The following is an 18873-nucleotide window of genomic DNA, read 5'->3' as shown; positions in this document are numbered from 1 at the left end:
CAGGTTCAGCCGTCGCGCAGGGACCGCAGGACGTACTGGAGGATGCCGCCGTGGCGGTAGTAGGTCGCCTCGCCGGGCGTGTCGATGCGCAGGCGCGCGTCGAAGCGCACCTCCGTGCCGTCCTGGCTGCGGGCGACGACGGCGACCGTCGAGGGGATCTCGCCGTCGTTGAGCGCCGTCACCCCGGAGATGTCGAAGGTCTCCTCGCCGGTCAGGCCCAACGACTCGGCGTCCTCGCCGTCGGGGAACTGCAGCGGCAGCACCCCCATGCCGATCAGGTTCGAGCGGTGGATCCGCTCGAACGAGGTCGCGATGACGGCCTCGACGCCCAGCAGCAGCGTGCCCTTGGCCGCCCAGTCACGCGACGAGCCCGAGCCGTACTCCTTGCCGGCCAGCACCACGAGCGGCGTGCCGTGCTGCTGGTAGTGCTCGGCGGCCTCGAAGATCGAGGTCACCTCGCCGCCCTCGGTGAAGTCGCGGGTGACGCCGCCCTCGGTGCCCGGGGCGAGCTGGTTGCGCAGCCGGATGTTGCCGAACGTGCCGCGGATCATCACCTCGTGGTTGCCACGGCGCGAGCCGTAGCTGTTGAAGTCGCGCCGCTCGATGCCGTGTCCGGTCAGGTAGTGCCCGGCCGGGCTCTCGGCCTTGATCGCGCCGGCCGGCGAGATGTGGTCGGTCGTGACCGAGTCGCCGAGCTTGGCCAGCACCCGGGCACCGGCGATGTCCTCGACCGCCGCGGGCTCGGCACCCATGCCGTCGAAGAAGGTGGGCTTGCGGATGTAGGTCGACTCCGGGTCCCAGTCGAAGGTGTCACCCTCCGGGGTCGGCAGCGACTTCCACTGCTCGTCGCCCTCGAACACCGAGGCGTACTCGTCGGTGAACGTCTGCGACTGCAGTGCCCGGCCGATGGTCTCCTGGATCTCCTGCGGGGAGGGCCACAGGTCGGCGAGGTACACCGGTTCGCCGTCGGCACCGGTACCCAGCGGCTCGGTGGTGATGTCGATGTCCATCGACCCGGCCAGCGCGTAGGCGACCACCAGCGGCGGCGACGCGAGGTAGTTCATCTTGACGTCGGGGTTGATCCGCCCCTCGAAGTTGCGGTTTCCCGACAGCACCGAGACGACCGCGAGGTCGGCCTCCTGGACCGCCTGCGACACCTCCGGGATCAGCGGACCCGAGTTGCCGATGCAGGTGGTGCAGCCGTACCCGACCAGGTTGAACCCGAGCTTGTCGAGGTACGGGGTCAGGCCGGCGCGGTCGTAGTAGTCCATGACGACCTTCGAGCCCGGCGCCAGGGTCGTCTTCACCCAGGGCTTGCGCTCGAGGCCGCGGTCGACGGCGTTCTTGGCCAGCAGCGCCGCGCCGATCATCACGCTCGGGTTGGACGTGTTCGTGCACGAGGTGATCGCGGCGATGGTCACCGCGCCGTGGTCGAGCGTGAAGGACGTGCCGTCCTCGAGGGTGACCTCGACCGGATCGCTGGCCCGCTCCCCCTTGGCGCCCTCGTAGTCCTTGGGTGCCGGTGCGGGGTCACCGTTGGTGGCCGGCGCACCCGGGGTCGGGTCGGAGGCGGGGAAGGTCTCCGCGACCGCCTCGTCGTGGCCGCCGTACTCGACGTCCTCGGCGTAGTCGCGAAGCGCGACGCGGAACGAGCGCTTGGCGTCGGACAGGTCGACACGGTCCTGGGGCCGCTTCGGACCGGCCAGCGAGGGAACGACGGTCGACAGGTCGAGTTCGAGGCGCTCGGAGTAGTCGGGCTCCGCCTGCGGGTCGTGCCAGATCCCCTGTGCCTTGGCGTAGGCCTCCACGAGCGCGACCTGGTGCTCGGAGCGACCGGTGAAGCGCAGGTACTTGAGGGTCTCGTCGTCGACCGGGAAGATCGCGGCGGTGGAGCCGTACTCCGGCGACATGTTGCCGATGGTGGCCCGGTTCGCCAGCGGCACACCGGTCACGCCGGGGCCGTAGAACTCGACGAACTTGCCGACCACGCCGTGCTCGCGCAGCATCTCGGTGATGGTCAGCACGAGGTCGGTGGCGGTGGCGCCGTCGGGCAGTTCACCCGAGAGCTTGAACCCGACCACGCGCGGGATCAGCATGGAGACCGGCTGCCCCAGCATGGCGGCCTCGGCCTCGATCCCACCCACGCCCCAGCCGAGCACGCCGAGACCGTTGACCATGGTCGTGTGCGAGTCGGTGCCGACCAGCGTGTCGGGGTAGGCCTGCAGGGTGCCGTCGGGCAGCTCGTTGGGGAACACGACCCGGGCGAGGTGCTCGATGTTGACCTGGTGGACGATGCCGGTGCCGGGCGGGACGACCTTGAGCCCGTCGAAGGCCTCCTGGCCCCAGCGCAGGAACTGGTAGCGCTCGCGGTTGCGCTCGAACTCGAGGTCGATGTTGATCTGCAGCGCGTTGGCGCTGCCGAACGCGTCGGCGACCACCGAGTGGTCGATGACCAGCTCGGCCGGTACCAGCGGGTTGATCTTGGCCGGGTCGCCCCCGAGCTCGGCCATCGCCTCGCGCATGGCGGCGAGGTCGACCACGGCCGGCACCCCGGTGAAGTCCTGCAGGATCACGCGCGCCGGGGTGAACTGGATCTCGGTGCCGGGCTCCGCGTCCGCGTCCCAGCTCGCCAGCGCGCGGATGTCGTCGGCGGTGATGTTGCTGCCGTCCTCGGTGCGCAGCAGGTTCTCGAGCAGCACCTTCAGGCTGTAGGGCAACCGCTGCTGCCCCTCGACCGCCTCGAGGCGGTAGATCTCGTAGTTCTTGCCGTCGACCTCGAGGTGGCTCTTCGCGCCGAAGCTGTCGATGCTGCTCACGGGGGCTCCTCGTAGTAGCGGGGTGAGGCGCGCCGCAGACGGCGCTGCACTCGTGCGAGCGGGTGCCGTCGAACGCGCCCGCACCGACGAGATGGGGGGACGACGGGTCCGGGCGCGAACATACCCGAGCGCGCGGTGCGCCCGGTCGTCCGGACGGGAGGGTGGGCACGGCGGCGTCGGCCCCGTGCGGTCACCGCCGCGTCGGCTCAGCCCTCGTTCGGGACGTCCTCGCTCGGCGCGTCCCCGGAGGTCGTCCCCGCGTGTCCGTGACCGTGGGTGTGGACATGGCCGGACGAGGCGAGCGCGGCACGGCGCTGTTCGGGCGACATCCGCAGGGCCAGCACGCTCGCCAGCGCCGTCGTCAGCGGAACCGCGAGCACCAGACCGATCGAGCCCACGATGGTCTTGACGATCTCGGTGGCCATCGCCTCGGAGTTGAGGTGGTCACCGACGCCGAACCCACCGACCGAGAACAGCACGAACAGGGTCAGCGAGGCACCGGCGTAGGCGAGGAACAACGTGTTGACCACCGAGGCGATGTGGTCGCGCCCGACCTTCATCGCCCGGCCGAACAGCTCGCGAAGACCCAACCCGGGGTCGGTGTCCCGCAGGGCGAAGACCGTCGAGGCCTGGCTGACGGTCACGTCGTCGAGCACACCGAGGGCCGCGATGATGAGCCCGGCCAGCACCAGCCCCTGCAGATCGAGTCCCTGGACCACCAGCCTCGCCAGCATGGCGTCGTCGGAGGTGAGTCCGGTGATCCGGGAGGTCCCGATGAACACCGTGCCGAGCACGACCGTCACCACCAGCGCGGCCGTGGTGCCGATCACGGCCGAGGTGGTCATCTCGCTCACCCCGTGGGTGAGATAGAGCGTGGCCACCATGATCAACGTGGCGCCGATCAGTGCGACCGTCGGCGGGTGCGACCCCGCCAGGATCGCCGGGACGACGAACCGCACGATGACGGCGAAGGACAGCAACAGCCCCAACAGGGACCGCAGGCCGTGCCAGCGGCCGACCACCAGCACCAGGCAGACGAACAGCGCCGCCAGCGTGGCGAGACTCGAACTGCGGCGGAAGTCCGCGAGGTAGTAGCTCGGTGGACCGCCGTCGCCCTGGCGAACCGTGCCGAGCACCACCCGGTCTCCCGGGACGAACTCCGGATAGGTCGCCCGGTCGATGCGCACGACCTCGCGGGCACCGCTCAGGGCCCCCTCCTCGAGTTCGACCACGACGTCGGCGAGTCGTCCTGATCGGTCACGGTGCGGGTCGGGCCGGGTGTCGATCTCCGTCACACCCACCACGGTGCCGCGGACGGTGCCCATTCCCGGGATGGTCGGCAGTTCGTCGCTCGCCGGCCACAGCAGCACGGTGCCGACCACGGCAGCGACCACCAGCGCCGCCACCAGTTGCAGCAGTCGACGGTGCAGGCGCGTACCCGATGCCCCCGACTGCGCGCTCGCGGACTCCACCGACTGCCCTCCCAGCGAGACGATCCGGACGCGAGCGTAGACCCGGCCGTTCGGACGCGGCCGATGTGGGCGACGCAGCGCTCACCCCCCCGGGTCGCGTCACCGGTGCGCCACCCCGCCCCTCGTCGGCGGCGGGCCGGTCGCACGCCCGTGTGCCACGACTACGCTCTCGCCCCACGCCCGCACCCGATCGCACGAGGTCCGTCGATGCCCACGCTCGTCCTGGTCCGCCACGGCCAGTCCCTGTGGAACCTGGAGAACCGCTTCACCGGTTGGGTGGACGTCCCGCTCACGGAGACCGGGATCGCGGAGGCGCGCCTGGCCGGTGAGCGACTGCGTGGCCGCAGCTTCGACGTCGCCTACACCTCGCGCTTGACCCGGGCGCAGCAGACGCTGTCGCTGCTGCAGGAGACGGCCGGGCTGCAGTTGCCCGTCATCCAGGACGAGGCGCTCAACGAGCGACACTACGGTGACCTGCAGGGACTCAACAAGGCCGACACGGCCGCGCGCTACGGCGACGAGCAGGTGCACATCTGGCGGCGCTCGTTCGCGACGCCGCCACCCAACGGCGAGTCCCTCAAGGACACCGCGGCCCGCACCCTCCCCTTCTTCGAGCGTGCGATCCTCGGTGACATCCGCCAGGGCAAGGACGTGCTCGTGGTGGCCCACGGCAACTCGAACCGGGCCATCGTCATGCGCCTCGAGGACGTGCCCGAGGACGAGATCCCCGGCGTCGAGCTCGCCACGGGCGTCCCGCTGGTCTACGGCCTCGGCGAGGACGGCTCGCTGCAGGGCAAGACGATCCTCGAGTGACCCACGCGGTGCGCGGTGGGGCCCACCGAGGGATCGGTAGCCTCGTCGCGTCGTCCGCCGCCACCACAGGAGCCTGCCGGTGCTCGAGCCGATCCGTCCCGAGGAGGGGTGGGGCGTCCTCCACCTGTTCCTGCGTGTCGACCACGCCGCGGTGCCGTCGCTGGCGCCCGGCGCCGCCAAGGAGTTCGCGGACGTCCTCGAGCGCTGGTCGGAGCGCACGCAGCTGCACGTGTTCAGCGTGCTCGGCCACAAGGCCGACGTCATGCTGATGGCGATCGACGCCGACCTCAGCCTGCTGCGGGCCCTGCAGACCGAGGTCCAGGCGACCCAGGCCGCACCCGCCGTCCGGCTGACCTGGTCGTACCTGTCGCTCACCGAGGGCAGCGAGTACATGCAGACGCCCGAGGAGTACCGCGAGTACCTCGCCAGCGAGGGCGTCGAGGGCGAGGACCTCGACCGGCGCGTCGAGCAGTTCGCCGAGCGCATGACGAAGTACACCGACGACAAGCTGCACCCGCGCATGCCCGCGTGGGAGCTGGCCTGCTTCTACCCGATGTCGCACCGGCGTGAGGGTGCCGACAACTGGTACTCGCTCGACTTCCCGGAGCGTCGCCGCCTGATGCACGACCACGGGAAGTCGGGTCGCGCCTACACCGGCCGAATCCTGCAGCTGGTGTCCGGCAGCACCGGTCTCGACGAGTGGGAGTGGGGCGTGACCCTGTTCGCCCACGACCTCGCCGACGTCAAGGACATCGTCTACACGATGCGCTACGACGAGGCGTCGGCGCGCTTCGCCGAGTTCGGCGACTTCGTCATCGGACTGCGTCGCTCACCGGCGGACCTGGTGACCGAGATCGGGCTCGAGCGCGGCGCGTGACGGGCACGGCGGCGCGCGAGGACGCGGCGACGCCGGACCTGCTCGACGCCGAGCCCCTGATCGCACGAGGCACGACCTGCCTGCGCCGGCTCGGCCTGCGGGCGGAGGAGCGGGTCGCCGTCCTGCTGGACAACGACCCGACCACCTTCGGCGTGCTGGCAGCGGCCTGTCTCGAGGGGATCGTCCCCGTCCCGCTCCCCGGGGACCTCGGTGGCCCGGAGGCGGACGAGATCCTCGCGGACGCGGCGCCGGTCGCCGTCGTCGCCACACCCGAGCGGGCCCGACGCCTGGCCGCACGCCACGGTCGGCGGGGTCCACGGCGGCGGACGCCGCCCCCGAGCGCCGGACCGCTGCTCCATGCCGTGACGCCAGACGACCTGCGAGCCCTGCCCCCGACCGACCCCTCGGCGTCCTGGCCCCGCACGCGGCCGATGGCCTACACGTCGGGCACGACCGGGCGTCGCAAGGGGGTCCACGTCGGCGTGCACGACGCCGCCTGGGGCGAGGAGGTCGTCGCCGACGAGCACGCCGCCTTCGACCGCCGCCACGGCGACCGCCACCTGGTGGTGTCGCCGCTGTACCACTCGGGCCCGTTCCGCTTCGCGCTGGTGAGCGCGCTGCTCGGTGGTCGCATCGCCGTGCTGCCCCGGTTCGACGCGGCCGCGTGGTCCCAGGCACTGCGCACGCTGCGGCCCACCTCGCTGTTCTGCGTGCCGACCCAGCTGCACCGCCTGGCCGCGGGCAGCGACGACCTCACCGAGGACCTCGCCTCGCTCGACCTGCTGGCGCACGCCGGCGCGCCCTGCCCGGTCCCGCTCAAGGAGCGCGTGCTCAGGGCCGCCCCCGACGGGGCCGTGTGGGAGTTCTACGGCGCGACCGAGGGACAGTTCACGACCTGTCCTCCTGCGGACTGGACCGCTGCTCCCGGCACCGTCGGCCGGGCCCGGCCCGGTCGACGGCTCGTGGTGCGACGCGACGACGGCAGCGTGGCACCCAGCGGCGAGGTCGGCACCGTGTGGGCACACGTCCCCGACCACGCCCGGTTCTCCTACTGGCGCGACCCCGCCCGCACCACGGCGGCCTGGGACGGCGATGCCTTCACCGTCGGTGACCTCGGCCACCTCGACGACGCGGGCCGGTTGTTCCTCGCCGGCCGCCCCGGCGATCTCGTGATCACCGGCGGGGTGAACGTCTACCCGGCCGAGGTCGAGCGGTTCCTGCTCGGCGTGCCCGGCGTCGCCGAGGCCGCCGTCTTCGGCGTGCCCGACGACGACTGGGGTCAACGCCTGGTCGCTGCCGTCGTGCCCTGGCCGGGCGCCGAACTGGACGCAGCGACGGTGCGCGCGACGCTGGCACGACAGCTCGGTCGGGCGAAGGTGCCCAAGGACGTGCTGGTCGTCGCCGAGCTGCCCCGGACGCCGACGGGCAAGGTCCGCCGCGCCGGGAACGCCCTCGTCGAGCTGTGGAGGTCGGGCGCATGAGAGCGCGGTTGCTCACCGAACTGCACGACCACCTCGCCGTCCACCGTGCCCGTGACCCGCGGGAGGCCGCGTCGTTGCGACGGACGTTGGCACTGCTGGCCTGGTTGCCCGATCCGCTGTCGGAGGCGGCGGACAGCACCCACGTCACCGGGTCGGCGATCGTGCTCGACGCCGACGGGCGGGTCCTGCTGCACCGGCACAAGCGGCTCGGGGTGTGGCTGCAGCCCGGTGGGCACGTCGACCCGGGCGAGTCGGTCGCCGACGGGGCCGTGCGCGAGACCCGCGAGGAGACCGGGCTGCACGCGGTCCATCCGCCCGGCGGGCCGGTGGTCGCCCACGTCGACGTGCACGAGGGCCCCCGCGGGCACGTCCACCTCGACGTCCGCTACCTACTGCGCGCCGACGGCCGGGCCACGTTCGCACCCGACACCGGCGAGTCCCCGCACGTCGGCTGGTTCGACCTCGGCAGCGTCCGCGAGGTCGGCGACGCCTCCCTGATCAGCGCCGCCGAGGCCGCCCTCGCCCACCGCTGACCACCCCGACGCACGTGCGTCCTCATCCGCGCGAGCCGGCCTCGAGACGCACGTGCGCCGGTCTCGTGCGCCGACCCCACCGCACCGGCGACGAGCGAGGTCAGAACAGCCGGAGGGTGAGGTCGTCCTCGCCGCGCAGGCGGCCGAGGTCGACCTCGACACAGGCGATGCCGCGGGACTCGGCCAGCACGCGCGCCTGCGGCTTGATGACGGTCGCCGCGAAGACGCCCCGGACGGGAGCGAGCAGCGGATCACGCTGCATGCGCTCGAGGTAGCGGGTCAACTGCTCGACGCCGTCGATCTCGCCGATCCGCTTGATCTCGACCGCGACCGCGCCGCCGTCGACGTCCCGGCACAGCAGGTCGACCGGTCCGAGGTCGGTCCGGAACTCGCGCTGGATGCAGACCAGGTCCTGCTCGAGGTGCGAGGGATGGGCCGCGAGCAGCTCCTGGAGCTCCTTCTCGACCCCGTCGAGGGTCAGGCCACGTTCCGTGTCGAGCTCGTGGCTGACGTCCTCGAACACCTCCTCGAGCTCGATCGTCAGCTTCTCCCCCTTGGGGTTGGTGACGACCCAGCGCCGCTCCTGCTCGAGCAGGGTGTTGGGCGCGTTCATCCAGTTCAACGGCTTGTAGGCCCCCACGTCGGCGTGCAGGGCGACACAGCCGTCGGCCTTCACCATGATGAGGCGGACGGCACTGGTCAGGGTCGACGACAACCGACCCTCGTAGGTCGCGGAACACCGCGCGACGAGCAGGCGCATGGCGCGGGACCGTACCGCTGCCGCGGGGTCCGACCAACCGCGACGGGCCGAAGGGGCGGGGGGTGGTCAGCTACGCTCGGAGGCCGGGTCGACGACCGTCCGTTCGAGGCGGCGGTCGGGTGCGGCCCCGACTCGTTCCCCGTCGTTCGGAAGGTCTCGCCGTGGCGCTCCAGGTCGGTCTGGTCGGCCTGCCCAACGTCGGCAAGTCGACGCTGTTCAACGCGGTGTCGCAGGCCGGCGCGGAAGCGGCGAACTTCCCGTTCTGCACCATCGACCCCAACGTGGGTGTGGTCGCCGTCCCCGACGAGCGCCTGACGCGGCTCGCCGAGCTGGCCGCGTCGCAGAAGGTGATCCCGACCGCGATCGAGTTCGTCGACATCGCCGGGCTGGTCGCGGGCGCGTCCCAGGGCGAAGGGCTGGGCAACCAGTTCCTCGCCCACATCCGGGAGGTCGACGCGATCTGCAACGTCGTGCGCTGCTTCGAGAGCGACGACATCATCCACGTCAGCGGCTCGGTCGATCCGGCCCGCGACGTGGAGATCATCACGACCGAGCTGGTCCTGGCGGACCTGGCCACGACCGAGAAGCGGCTCGAGCGCGCGAACCGCTCGGCCCGTACCGGCGACAAGGACCTGGTTCGCGAACGTGACCAGGTCCTGGCCCTGCGCGACCACCTCGCCGAGGGCCACGTCGCCCGCACGTTCCCGGGGGAACTGGACCCGACCGTCGCCCGGGAGCTGTCGTTGTTGACCGCCAAGCCGGTGATCTACGCCGCCAACGTCGCCGAGGACGAGCTCCCGGATGCGGCCGGCAACCACCACGTCGAGGTGGTGCGCAAGCTGGCCGAGTCCGAGGGCGCCGAGGTGGTGGTCATCTCGGCCCAGGTCGAGGCCGAGCTGGCCGAGCTCGACGGGAGCGAGCGCGCGGAGTACCTCGCCGACCTCGGGCTCGAGCGCTCGGGCCTCGAGCGGTTGATCGAACGCGCCTACCGCCTGCTCGGCCTGCTGACCTACTTCACCGCGGGGCCGAAGGAGGCACGGGCCTGGACCGTCCCGGCCGGTTCCACGGCACCGCGCGCGGCGCGCGAGATCCACACCGACTTCGAGCGCGGCTTCATCAAGGCCGAGGTCATCGCCTACGAGGACTACGACCGCCTCGGGACGGAGGCGGCGGCGCGCGAGGCCGGGCGCCTGCGGATCGAGGGCAAGGACTACGTGGTGGCCGACGGTGACGTCATCCACTTCCGTTTCAACGTCTGAACCACCCACACCGCCCCGGGATCCCGGGGCCGCAGGAGGCGATCCCATGCCCCGGACAGAGCCCATCACCCGACTCGAGGTGGCCGCCTGTCCCACCCACCGTGTCGACGTCAAGCACTACGGCCCCTACGAGGTCGGCTGTGCCTGCCTCGACGACGCCCGGCGGGCGGCACTGGGCGAACGTCTCGAGCAGGCGCGCGCTGAGGGCAACCCGCTGGCCGAGATGGCCGAGTAGCCCGACCGGGCCCCGGTCCGGGCACGAACAGCGCAGCAGACGCTCTCGACGAACGGCACACCGGTGGCACGCAAGGGACTCGGCGGCCGTATCCAGCGCGGTTCCCGCCTCGCCCGCACGGGGGTGCGCGGCGCGACCGGCCTGGCCGGTGCCAAGGCACGCCAGCTGACCGGACGCCCGGACGCCGATGACGCGGCGCACCGGGAACTCGCCGAGCACCTGCGCGAGGTGCTCGGGGACATGAAGGGTGCGGCGATGAAGCTCGGCCAACTGCTGAGCTTCGTCGACCTCGACCTTCCGCCGGACGTGCAGAACGTCTACCACGAGGCACTGGCGGAGTTGCGCGATGCCGCTCCGGCCTTCGATCCCGAGGCCATCGACGAGGTGCTGCGCGAGGAGTACGGCGCCGCGCCGGAGACGGTGTTCGCCTCGTTCGACCGGCAGCCGCTCGCGGCCGCCTCGATCGGCCAGGTGCACGCCGCGACCCTCGACGACGGACGCGAGGTGGTCGTCAAGGTCCAGTACCCCGGGGTCGCCGAGGCCGTGCGCTCGGACCTGCGCAACCTCGAGACGTTCCGGCCCATCGCCCGTTTCGTGGCGCCCAACCAGGAGATCGAGCCGCTCCTCGAGGAGTTGCGCGAGCGGATCGACGACGAACTCGACTACCAGCGCGAGGCCCGCTACCAACGGGCGTTCGCCAACCGCTACGCCGGCCACCCCTTCATCCGTGTTCCCGACATCATCGGCGAACTGTGCCGCCGACGGGTCCTGGTCAGCGAGCGCGTGCGCGGCGAGAAGTTCGACACGGTCGCGCAGTCGGGCGACGAGGCACTGTGCCAGCGCGTCGGCGAGATCGTGTTCCGCTACGCGTTCGGCTCGATCGGACGCTTCCGGCTGTTCAACGGCGACCCCCATCCCGGCAACTACCTGATCGAGCCCGAGGGATCCGCCGCCGACGGCGGTGTGCGGGTCGCGTTCCTCGACTACGGCTCGGTCAAGATGTTCACCCGCGAGAACTACGACGCGATGCGCTCGGTCGAGGAGTCGGTCGCGCACGCCGACCGGCACCGGGCGATCGACGCGCTGCGCTCCGCCGGTTTCCTCCCGCCGACGGCCCGGGTGGACGAGGAACTGGTCCACGAGTGGTTCCGGCTCTACACCCGCCCGGTCGTGGCCGAGCAGCCGTTCACGTTCACGCCCGAGTACGCCGCCGAGGTCATCCGCTCCAACACCGATCCACGCAGCCCGTACGGGGACGTGCTGCGCAAACTCAACCTGCCGCCGGACTACCTGCTGCTCAACCGCATCCAGTGGGGTCTGAACTCGGTCCTCGGACGACTCGGAGCCACCAACGACTGGCGGGCGATCCGCGACGAGTACGTCGCTGCCGGCGCCGCCCCGGCGACGGATCTCGGTCGGCTCGACGCGACCTGGTGGCGAACCCGCGAACCCGAGATCGACCCACCAGCCTGACCGCGCCCCACCGGGCCGGGTCGCGCCGTCCTCGGCAGCCCTGCCCTGGCCGGCCATCGGTCACCGCACCCGTCCGGCCGGGTGCACACCGGACCGGACGACGACGTGCCCCGGACCCACCGTGCGGCCCGGGGCACGTCGACGCAACCGGTGTCAGCGCGAACCGGACGTGTAGATGTCCTCGACGACGTGGCCGTACTTCTCGGTCACGACGTGTCGCTTCACCGACATCTTCTGGCTGAGCTCGACCCCGACCTCGAAGTCCTCGGGCAGGATGCGGAAGGTGCGGATCGACTCGGCCTTCGACACGGCCTGATTGGCCTCGTCGATGGCCTTCTGCACCTCGGCACGCAGGTCCGCGTCGTCGACCAGGTCCGCGACGGACTTGCCGGACTTGCCGTTGGCCTCCGCCCAGGTCGCGAACGCCTCCGGGTCGATGGTCACCAGCGCCGCGATGAAGGGACGGCCGTCGCCGACCACCATCGACTGGCTCACCAGCGCATGGGCCCGCATGCGGTCCTCGAGGATCGCCGGCGCGACGTTCTTGCCGCCGGCGGTGACCAGGATCTCCTTCTTGCGACCCGTGATCTTGAGGTAGCCCTCGCCGTCGAGCTGCCCGAGGTCGCCGGTGCGGAACCAGCCGTCCTCGAGGACCTCGCGGGTGGCCTCGGCGTTGTTGTAGTAGCCGCGGAAGATGCAGCCGCCCTTGATCGCGATCTCGCCGTCGTCACCGATGCGGACCGAGACGCCGGGCAGGGGCTTGCCGACCGTGCCGATCTTGAAGGCGTCGGGGCGGTTCACGTTGGTGGGCGCCGTGGTCTCGGTGAGTCCGTAGCCCTCGAGGATGAGCACCCCGATGCCGTTGAAGAAGTGGCCGAGCCGCTCCCCCAGTGCTGCGCCGCCGGAGACCGCGTAGCGGATCTCGCCACCCATCGCCGCCCGCAGCTTGCCGTACACCAGCTTGTCGAACAGCGCGTGCTGGAGCTTGGTGGCGAAACCGATGTCGCCGGCCGCCTGTTCGCGCGAGTACTGCTCGGCGACGGCCGCGGCGCGGTCGAAGATCTTGCCCTTGCCGTCACCGTGGGCCTTCTGCTGGGCGCCGTTGTAGACCTTCTCGAACACCCGGGGCACGGCGAGCAGGAACGTGGGGCGGAACATGCCCAGTTCCTCGAGCAGGTTCGGGATCCCGGTCGAGAAGCCGAGCTTGGCACCCGCGCTGATCACCGCGACCTGGATGTAGCGCGCGAAGATGTGGGCCAGCGGCAGGAACAGCAGGGTGCTCTCCCCGGCGCGCAGCACGTTGGAGATCGCCGACCGGCTCTGCTCGGAATTCCACACGAAGTTGCGGTGGGTGAGCTCACAGCCCTTGGGACGCCCGGTGGTGCCGGAGGTGTAGACCAGGGTGGCGAGGTCGTCGGCGCGTACGGTCGCGGCGCGCTCCTCGACCTGCTCGTCGGTGACCTGCGTGCCGGCCGCCTTGATGGCGTCCATGCCGCCCTGCTCGATCACGAACGCGTGGGCGCAGTCGGGCAGCCGGTCGGCGACCTGGTCGTAGATCGCCCGCAGCTCCGGGGTCTCGACCACGATGGCGACCGCGCCGGAATCGGAGACGATCCATTCGACCTGCTCGGGCGAGGAGGTCTCGTAGATGGGGACGCTCACGCCACCCGCCGCCCAGATCGCGTAGTCGAGGATGGTCCACTCGAGGCGGGTCGCGGACATCAGACACACCCGCTGGCCCGGCTCGATGCCCAGACCGATCAGGCCCTTGGCGACCGCCTGGATCTCGCCGACGAACTGGCCCAGCGTCCACTCGACGAACCGGTCCCCGACGCGGTGCGCCACCGCGATCCGGTCCGGCGCCGTGCGTGCCGCGTCGAACAACGGCCCGGTCAGGTTGACGTCGTCGGCGACGGCCACCTCGCCCGGGCTGGTGTACTCCTGCATGTCCTCTCCCCTCGCCTCGTGGCGCCACCTCGGTGGCGCCGGCTGCAGCCGGACGGCAGTCCGGTTCCGGTCTGCCGTGTCCCGCGGCCCTGCCGTCGACCTCTCGTCGTGGGCAGCACGGCCGCCCGCGGACGGCCGTCTCCCTGGGTTCGAGCCTAGCAAGCGGGCACCGGGATCCCGGGCGAGCGGAGCAGCCGATGCGACTACCGTTCGCCGGCCCGTGGCTGCCGCCAGGCGAGAGGATCCGACGTGTCCGTACGCACCGAGACCCGTGGCCGCGTCCGGGTGATCACGATCGACCGCCCCGAGGTCCGCAACGCCGTCGACCGTGCCACCGCCGCCGCGCTGCTCGACGCCTGCCAGCGCGCCGACGCCGATCCGTCGGTCGCGGTCGTGGTGGTCACCGGTGCCGGCGGCACGTTCTGTGCCGGTGCCGACCTGCATGCGGTCGAGGACCCGCAGCGGCGCAACCGGCTCGAGCGCGACGTCCGCGGTCCGATGGGGCCGACCCGGCGCACCCCGACCAAGCCGGTGATCGCCGCGATCGAAGGACACGCCGTGGCGGGTGGACTCGAACTCGCCCTGTGGTGCGACCTGCGTGTCGCCGCCGACGACGCCGTCCTCGGGGTGTTCTGCCGACGGTGGGGCGTGCCGCTCATCGATGGTGGCACGGTCCGCCTGCCCCGCGTCGTCGGGCTCGGACGGGCGCTCGACCTGGTCCTCACCGGACGCCCGGTGGACGCGCAGGAGGCGCTGGCCATGGGGTTGGTCACCGCTCTGGCGCCCAGCGGTCGGGCGCTGGAGTCGGCCGTGGACCTCGGCAGCCGGTTGGCCGAACTGCCCCAGCGGACCCTGCTCGCCGATCTCGCCGCCACCCGTGCCGCCTTCGACCGACCGTTGCCCGACGCCCTGCTCGCCGAGCACGACAGCGGCATGGCGGCGATCGAGGCCGGCGGCATGGCCGACGTCGCCCGCTTCCGCGCCGGTGGTGGCCGGTCGGGCGCACCCGCCTGAGCCCGCGCCCGAGCGGTCCCCGCGGCGGGCGGCGATCGCTCGGTGGCCGGGAGGCGGCGATGCCACCACACCCGCCCCGGCGGCGCTGCCCTAGCCTGCCACGTTCCGACGCCCGTTCTGCCGCGAGGACGACTTGAGCCGCGACGACACCTCCCCCGCCGACACCGGCGCCGTGCGCGAGAACCTCACCCGCGACGAGGCCCGGCAACGCGCCGCGCGTGTCCGCGACGTGCGCACCGTCGTGCACCTCGACCTGACCACCGGGTCCGAGAGCTTCGCGGCGACCTCGCGGCTGAGCTTCCGTACCACCGAGGACGGCGGCACCTTCGTCGACTGCACGGCCACCACGGTCCACCGCGTCGAACTCGACGGCGAGGTGCTGCCCCACGAGGTGGTCGAGGCGACCAGGATCCGGCTGCCGGGTCTGCACGCCGGCGAGCACGAACTGACCGTCGTCGCGACCATGGCGTACCGGCACGAGGGCAAGGGGCTGCACCGGTTCGTCGACCCCTCGGACGACCGCGTCTACCTGCACAGCCAGTTCGAGCCGTTCGACGCCCACCTCGTCTACGCCTGCTTCGACCAGCCCGACCTCAAGACCACGTTCGCGTTGACCGTCGACGCCCCCGAGGAGTGGGTGGTGGTCTCCAACGGCCGGGCGATCGAGCGTCCGACCGAGGGCGCCGCGGGCCGGTGGGTGTTCGAGCCCACGCCGCGCATCTCGACCTACATCACGGCGGTCGTCGCCGGCTCCTACGCCCGGTTCGCCGACGAGCACCACGGTCGTGAGCTCGGGCTGTACGTGCGCCGGTCGTTGGCCGACCACCTCGACACGCCCGAGATCTTCGAGGTCACCAAGCAGGGCCTGGACTACTTCGAGGACGTGTTCGCCACGCCCTACCCCTTCGGCAAGTACGACCAGCTGTTCGTGCCGGAGTTCTCGGCCGGGGCGATGGAGAACCCGGGCGCGATCACCTTCTCGGAGGTGTACGTCTTCCGCAGCAAGGTCACCGACGCCAACCGGGAACGCCGCGCGGAGACCATCCTGCACGAGATGGCCCACATGTGGTTCGGCGACCTCGTCACCATGCGCTGGTGGGACGACCTGTGGCTCAACGAGTCGTTCGCCACCTTCATGTCCGTGCTGGCGCAGGCCGACGCGACCCGGTGGCGCAACGCCTGGGTGACCTTCCTCGACGCCGAGAAGGCGTGGGCGAAGATGCAGGACCAGCTGCCCTCCACCCACCCGGTCGCCGACGAGATGCCCGACGTGGAGTCGGTGCACCAGAACTTCGACGGCATCACCTACGCCAAGGGCGCCTCGGTGCTGCGCCAGCTGGTCGCCTGGGTCGGGCAGGACGAGTTCCTGGCCGGGGTGCGCAACTATTTCGACCGGCACGCGTGGGGGAACACCGACCTCGGCGACTTCCTCGGTGCGCTCGAGGACGCCAGTGGTCGCGACCTCGCCGCCTGGCGCGACGAGTGGTTGCTGACCACCGGCGTGAACACGTTGACGCCCGAGGTGAGGCTCGCCGACGACGGCACCTACGCCGAGGTCACGCTCGTGCAGACGGCTCCGGCGCCGACCTGGGCCGGCCTGCCCGGCGTCCCCGCCCGGGAGCCGGTCCTGCGTCGTCACCGCGTCGCCGTCGGCGTGTACCGACGCACCGAGGCGGGACTGGTGCGCGACCAGCGGGTGGAGCTCGACGTCGAGGGTGAGCGCACGCCCGTGCCGGAGCTCGTGGGCATCCCGGCCGGCGAGGTCGTGCTCGTCAACGACGACGACCTCACCTACGCCAAGGTGGAGCTCGACGCCGCCTCGACCGACGTGCTGACCCGTGAGCTGCACGCGCTGGTGGAGCCGCTGCCGCGCGCCCTGGTCTGGTCCTCGACCTGGGACATGGTCCGCGACGGCCGCCTGCCCGCCCGCAGCTACGTCGACCTCGTCGTCAGCAACGTCGCCAGCGAGACCGAGGTGGGCGTCCTCCAGCGGCTGCTGCTGCGGGCGGTCGGCGCCGCCGAGCGCTACGCCGACCCGGGGATGCGCGTCGAGCTCCTGCGGCGCCTGACCCTGCACGCCCGGGCGTGGCTGGCCGATCTCGCGCCTGGCAGCGACCACCAGCTGGCGGTCGTGCGCCACTGGGCCGCGACCGCGCGCTCGGACGCCGACCAGCTCACCGCGGTGCAGCAGCTGCTCGACGACGAGCTGACCGTCGAGGGGTTGGAGCTCGACACCGACCTGCGCTGGTTGCTCGTGACGGCACTCGCCCGCGCCGGCGTGGTCGACGAGGAGCGCATCGCGGCCGAGCTCGCCCGCGACGACACCGACCTCGGTCGCCGGCAGGCGGCCACGGCGCGAGCCATCCGTCCTGACGCCGACGCCAAGGAACACGCCTGGCAGCAGCTCCTGGAGGACTCCTCGCTGTCCCACACGGTGTCGCGACAGATCTGGGGCGGCTTCAGCCAGCTCGACCAGGGCGACGTGCTCGCGTCCTTCGTGTCGCGCTACTTCGACGCGCTGGGGCCGGTGTGGCGGGAGCGCTCGTTGGACTGGGCGCTCGAGTTCTCCGAGGGGATGTTCCCGCAGTGGGCCGCCTCCCCGGACCTGGTCGACCAGGTCGACGCCACGCTCGCCGACGACGACCTGCCCCGTCCGCTGCGTCGGGTGCTGCTCGAGCAGCGCGACACGTTGGTCCGCACCCTCGACGCGCGGGCGTGCGACGCGGCCGTCGGCTGACCGGACCCGCTCCGGACGTCGGCGTCCCGACGAGCCACCCGGCACCTCTCCCGAGCTGACCAGGACCCCACCCGAGGAGGAGCACCGCCATGGCCGAGTCGAGCGTCTTCGACGAGCTCGTCGCCGCCAACGCCCGCTACGTCGAGCAGGGCGAGCACCGGGTGCTGCCGGTCGCACCGGCACGGCAGCTGGCGATCGTGACCTGCATGGACGCGCGCATCGACGTGTTCGCCATGGCCGGCCTCGCGCTGGGCGACGCCCATGTCTTGCGCAACGCCGGCGCGCGGGTGACCGAGGACGTCCGGCGTTCGCTGGCGCTGTCGACACACCTGCTGGGGACGCGGTCGGTCGCGCTCGTCGCACACACCCGGTGCGGCGTCCACGACCCCGAGGGCACCGCCTACGAGCGCATGTCGCAGACGATGGGTCGCGCCCCGGCCGACCGGGACTGGCGGACGTTCACCGACCCCCGCCGGGCGCTGCGCGACGACGCCGACGTGCTGCTGGCCTGGCCGGACCGACCCGACGGTTTCGTCGTCGGTGCCTACCTGTTCGACGTCGACACCGGCCGGCTCGAGCAGGTCGTCGCCCCGACCGCCGCCGAGCCGGTGTGAGCCCCCGTGACCGGTACGGCGACGACGTGCTCGCCGACCCGCGGGCACACCGGCGGGTCGTGCCGAGCGTCACCGTCACCCCGGGGCTGGTCGTCGAGGCCGACGGCGGCTTCGTCGGCCGGGCGGTCGCCTGCTCCGCCCGGGAGGTGACGCTGCGCGACCGACGTGGCCGCGAGCGCCGGTTCTCGCTCGAACCGGGCCTGTTCCGGGTGGACGACCAGCCGGTCCGACTCGTGGCCCCGGCGCGGCGGCCACCCGAGCCGGCGGCCCCGAAGGTCTCCAACAGCGGATCGGTGGCCGTCCCCGACGCGCCGGCGCGGGTGGCCCGCGCCAGCCGGATCCTGGTCGAGGGTGTCCACGACGCCGAACTGCTCGAGCAGGTGTGGGGGCACGACCTGCGCGTCGAGGGTGTGGTCGTCGACGTGCTGCACGGGGCCGACGACCTCGAAGCCGTCGTGCGCGAGTTCGGTCCGGGTCCGCGGCGACGCCTGGGCATCCTGCTCGACCACCTCGTCGCCGGGTCCAAGGAGTCGCGGATCGCCGCGACGGTGCGCCACCCCCAGGTGCTGGTGACCGGGCATCCCTTCGTCGACGTCTGGCAGGCCGTGCGTCCCGAGGTCGTCGGGATCGACGCCTGGCCGCAGGTCCCCCGCGGCGAGCCGTGGAAGGAGGGCGTCGCCCGTCGGCTCGGTCACGACGACCACCGCGAGCTGTGGCGACGCATCCGCACGTCGGTGACGACCTGGCGTGACCTCGACCAGTCGCTGATCCGCGCGGTCGAGGAGCTGATCGACTTCGTCACCGTCCCGACCGACTGACGGTCGGAACCGGTCGCCGCTGGG

At 72.0% G+C, this 18873-nt stretch carries 15 protein-coding genes; 11 read left to right on the top strand and 4 right to left on the bottom strand.

The window, feature by feature from the left end:
- Positions 1–5: 5 nt before the first annotated feature.
- Entirely contained in the window at positions 6–2816 is a 2811-nt protein-coding gene (locus ELR47_RS09730) for an aconitate hydratase (RefSeq protein WP_130649725.1), read from the bottom strand.
- A gap of 206 nt (positions 2817–3022) precedes the next feature.
- Entirely contained in the window at positions 3023–4288 is a 1266-nt protein-coding gene (locus ELR47_RS09725) for a YibE/F family protein (protein WP_130649724.1), read from the bottom strand.
- A gap of 207 nt (positions 4289–4495) precedes the next feature.
- Here ELR47_RS09725 and ELR47_RS09720 point away from each other — a divergent pair, with 207 nt between their 5' ends.
- The 4 genes from ELR47_RS09720 to ELR47_RS09705 all read left to right on the top strand — a co-directional run bounded on the left by ELR47_RS09720 (position 4496) and on the right by ELR47_RS09705 (position 7992).
- Positions 4496–5101, top strand: a complete 606-nt coding sequence (locus tag ELR47_RS09720) for a 2,3-bisphosphoglycerate-dependent phosphoglycerate mutase (protein ID WP_130649723.1) — start codon at positions 4496–4498, stop codon at positions 5099–5101.
- A 79-nt stretch (positions 5102–5180) separates the two neighbouring features.
- Entirely contained in the window at positions 5181–5978 is a 798-nt protein-coding gene (locus ELR47_RS09715; protein ID WP_165403982.1) for a chlorite dismutase family protein, read from the top strand.
- The gene (locus tag ELR47_RS09710) at positions 5975–7459 is read left to right on the top strand and encodes a class I adenylate-forming enzyme family protein (protein WP_165403981.1); all 1485 of its coding nucleotides are present in this window, start codon (positions 5975–5977) and stop codon (positions 7457–7459) included. The genes ELR47_RS09715 and ELR47_RS09710 overlap by 4 nt, the downstream gene beginning before the upstream one ends.
- Positions 7456–7992, top strand: a complete 537-nt coding sequence (locus ELR47_RS09705) for an NUDIX hydrolase (protein WP_130649720.1) — start codon at positions 7456–7458, stop codon at positions 7990–7992. The genes ELR47_RS09710 and ELR47_RS09705 overlap by 4 nt, the downstream gene beginning before the upstream one ends.
- 100 nt (positions 7993–8092) lie before the next feature.
- On the opposite strand, the gene nucS is transcribed toward ELR47_RS09705, so the two are convergent.
- Positions 8093–8752 carry an endonuclease NucS gene (gene nucS / locus ELR47_RS09700; RefSeq protein ID WP_130649719.1) on the bottom strand — a complete coding sequence of 220 codons (660 nt, stop codon included), beginning with the start codon at positions 8750–8752 and terminating at the stop codon, positions 8093–8095.
- Positions 8753–8913: 161 nt separating this feature from the next.
- On the opposite strand from nucS, the gene ychF reads away from it, so the two are divergent.
- The 3 genes from ychF to ELR47_RS09685 all read left to right on the top strand — a co-directional run bounded on the left by ychF (position 8914) and on the right by ELR47_RS09685 (position 11719).
- A complete protein-coding gene (gene ychF, locus ELR47_RS09695) occupies positions 8914–10011 on the top strand; it encodes a redox-regulated ATPase YchF (protein WP_130649718.1) in 1098 nt (365 codons plus the stop codon).
- 46 nt (positions 10012–10057) lie between these two features.
- Entirely contained in the window at positions 10058–10246 is a 189-nt protein-coding gene (locus ELR47_RS09690) for a hypothetical protein (protein WP_130649717.1), read from the top strand.
- Between the two features lie 63 nt (positions 10247–10309).
- Positions 10310–11719, top strand: a complete 1410-nt coding sequence (locus ELR47_RS09685) for an ABC1 kinase family protein (RefSeq protein ID WP_130649716.1) — start codon at positions 10310–10312, stop codon at positions 11717–11719.
- A 153-nt stretch (positions 11720–11872) separates the two neighbouring features.
- On the opposite strand, the gene ELR47_RS09680 is transcribed toward ELR47_RS09685, so the two are convergent.
- Positions 11873–13666 (bottom strand): AMP-dependent synthetase/ligase, encoded by a 1794-nt coding sequence (locus tag ELR47_RS09680; protein ID WP_130649715.1) that lies wholly within the window; start codon positions 13664–13666, stop codon positions 11873–11875.
- A gap of 249 nt (positions 13667–13915) precedes the next feature.
- On the opposite strand from ELR47_RS09680, the gene ELR47_RS09675 reads away from it, so the two are divergent.
- The 4 genes from ELR47_RS09675 to ELR47_RS09660 all read left to right on the top strand — a co-directional run bounded on the left by ELR47_RS09675 (position 13916) and on the right by ELR47_RS09660 (position 18849).
- Positions 13916–14680 carry a crotonase/enoyl-CoA hydratase family protein gene (locus ELR47_RS09675; RefSeq protein ID WP_130649714.1) on the top strand — a complete coding sequence of 255 codons (765 nt, stop codon included), beginning with the start codon at positions 13916–13918 and terminating at the stop codon, positions 14678–14680.
- Positions 14681–14813: 133 nt separating this feature from the next.
- The gene (pepN, locus tag ELR47_RS09670) at positions 14814–17417 is read left to right on the top strand and encodes an aminopeptidase N (RefSeq protein WP_205745176.1); all 2604 of its coding nucleotides are present in this window, start codon (positions 14814–14816) and stop codon (positions 17415–17417) included.
- A gap of 89 nt (positions 17418–17506) precedes the next feature.
- Entirely contained in the window at positions 17507–18031 is a 525-nt protein-coding gene (locus tag ELR47_RS09665) for a beta-class carbonic anhydrase (RefSeq protein ID WP_130649713.1), read from the top strand.
- Positions 18028–18849: a DUF3097 family protein gene (locus ELR47_RS09660; protein WP_130649712.1), complete on the top strand. Its 822-nt coding sequence runs from the start codon at positions 18028–18030 to the stop codon at positions 18847–18849. Before ELR47_RS09665 ends, ELR47_RS09660 begins: the two co-directional genes overlap by 4 nt.
- Positions 18850–18873: the final 24 nt, after the last annotated feature.

Origin of the sequence: Egicoccus halophilus, from assembly GCF_004300825.1 — a bacterium.
In the GTDB taxonomy this organism is placed as follows: domain Bacteria; phylum Actinomycetota; class Nitriliruptoria; order Nitriliruptorales; family Nitriliruptoraceae; genus Egicoccus; species Egicoccus halophilus.
Note: the sequence above shows the minus strand (reverse complement) of the source record. Positions and strands in the feature narration are given on the sequence as shown.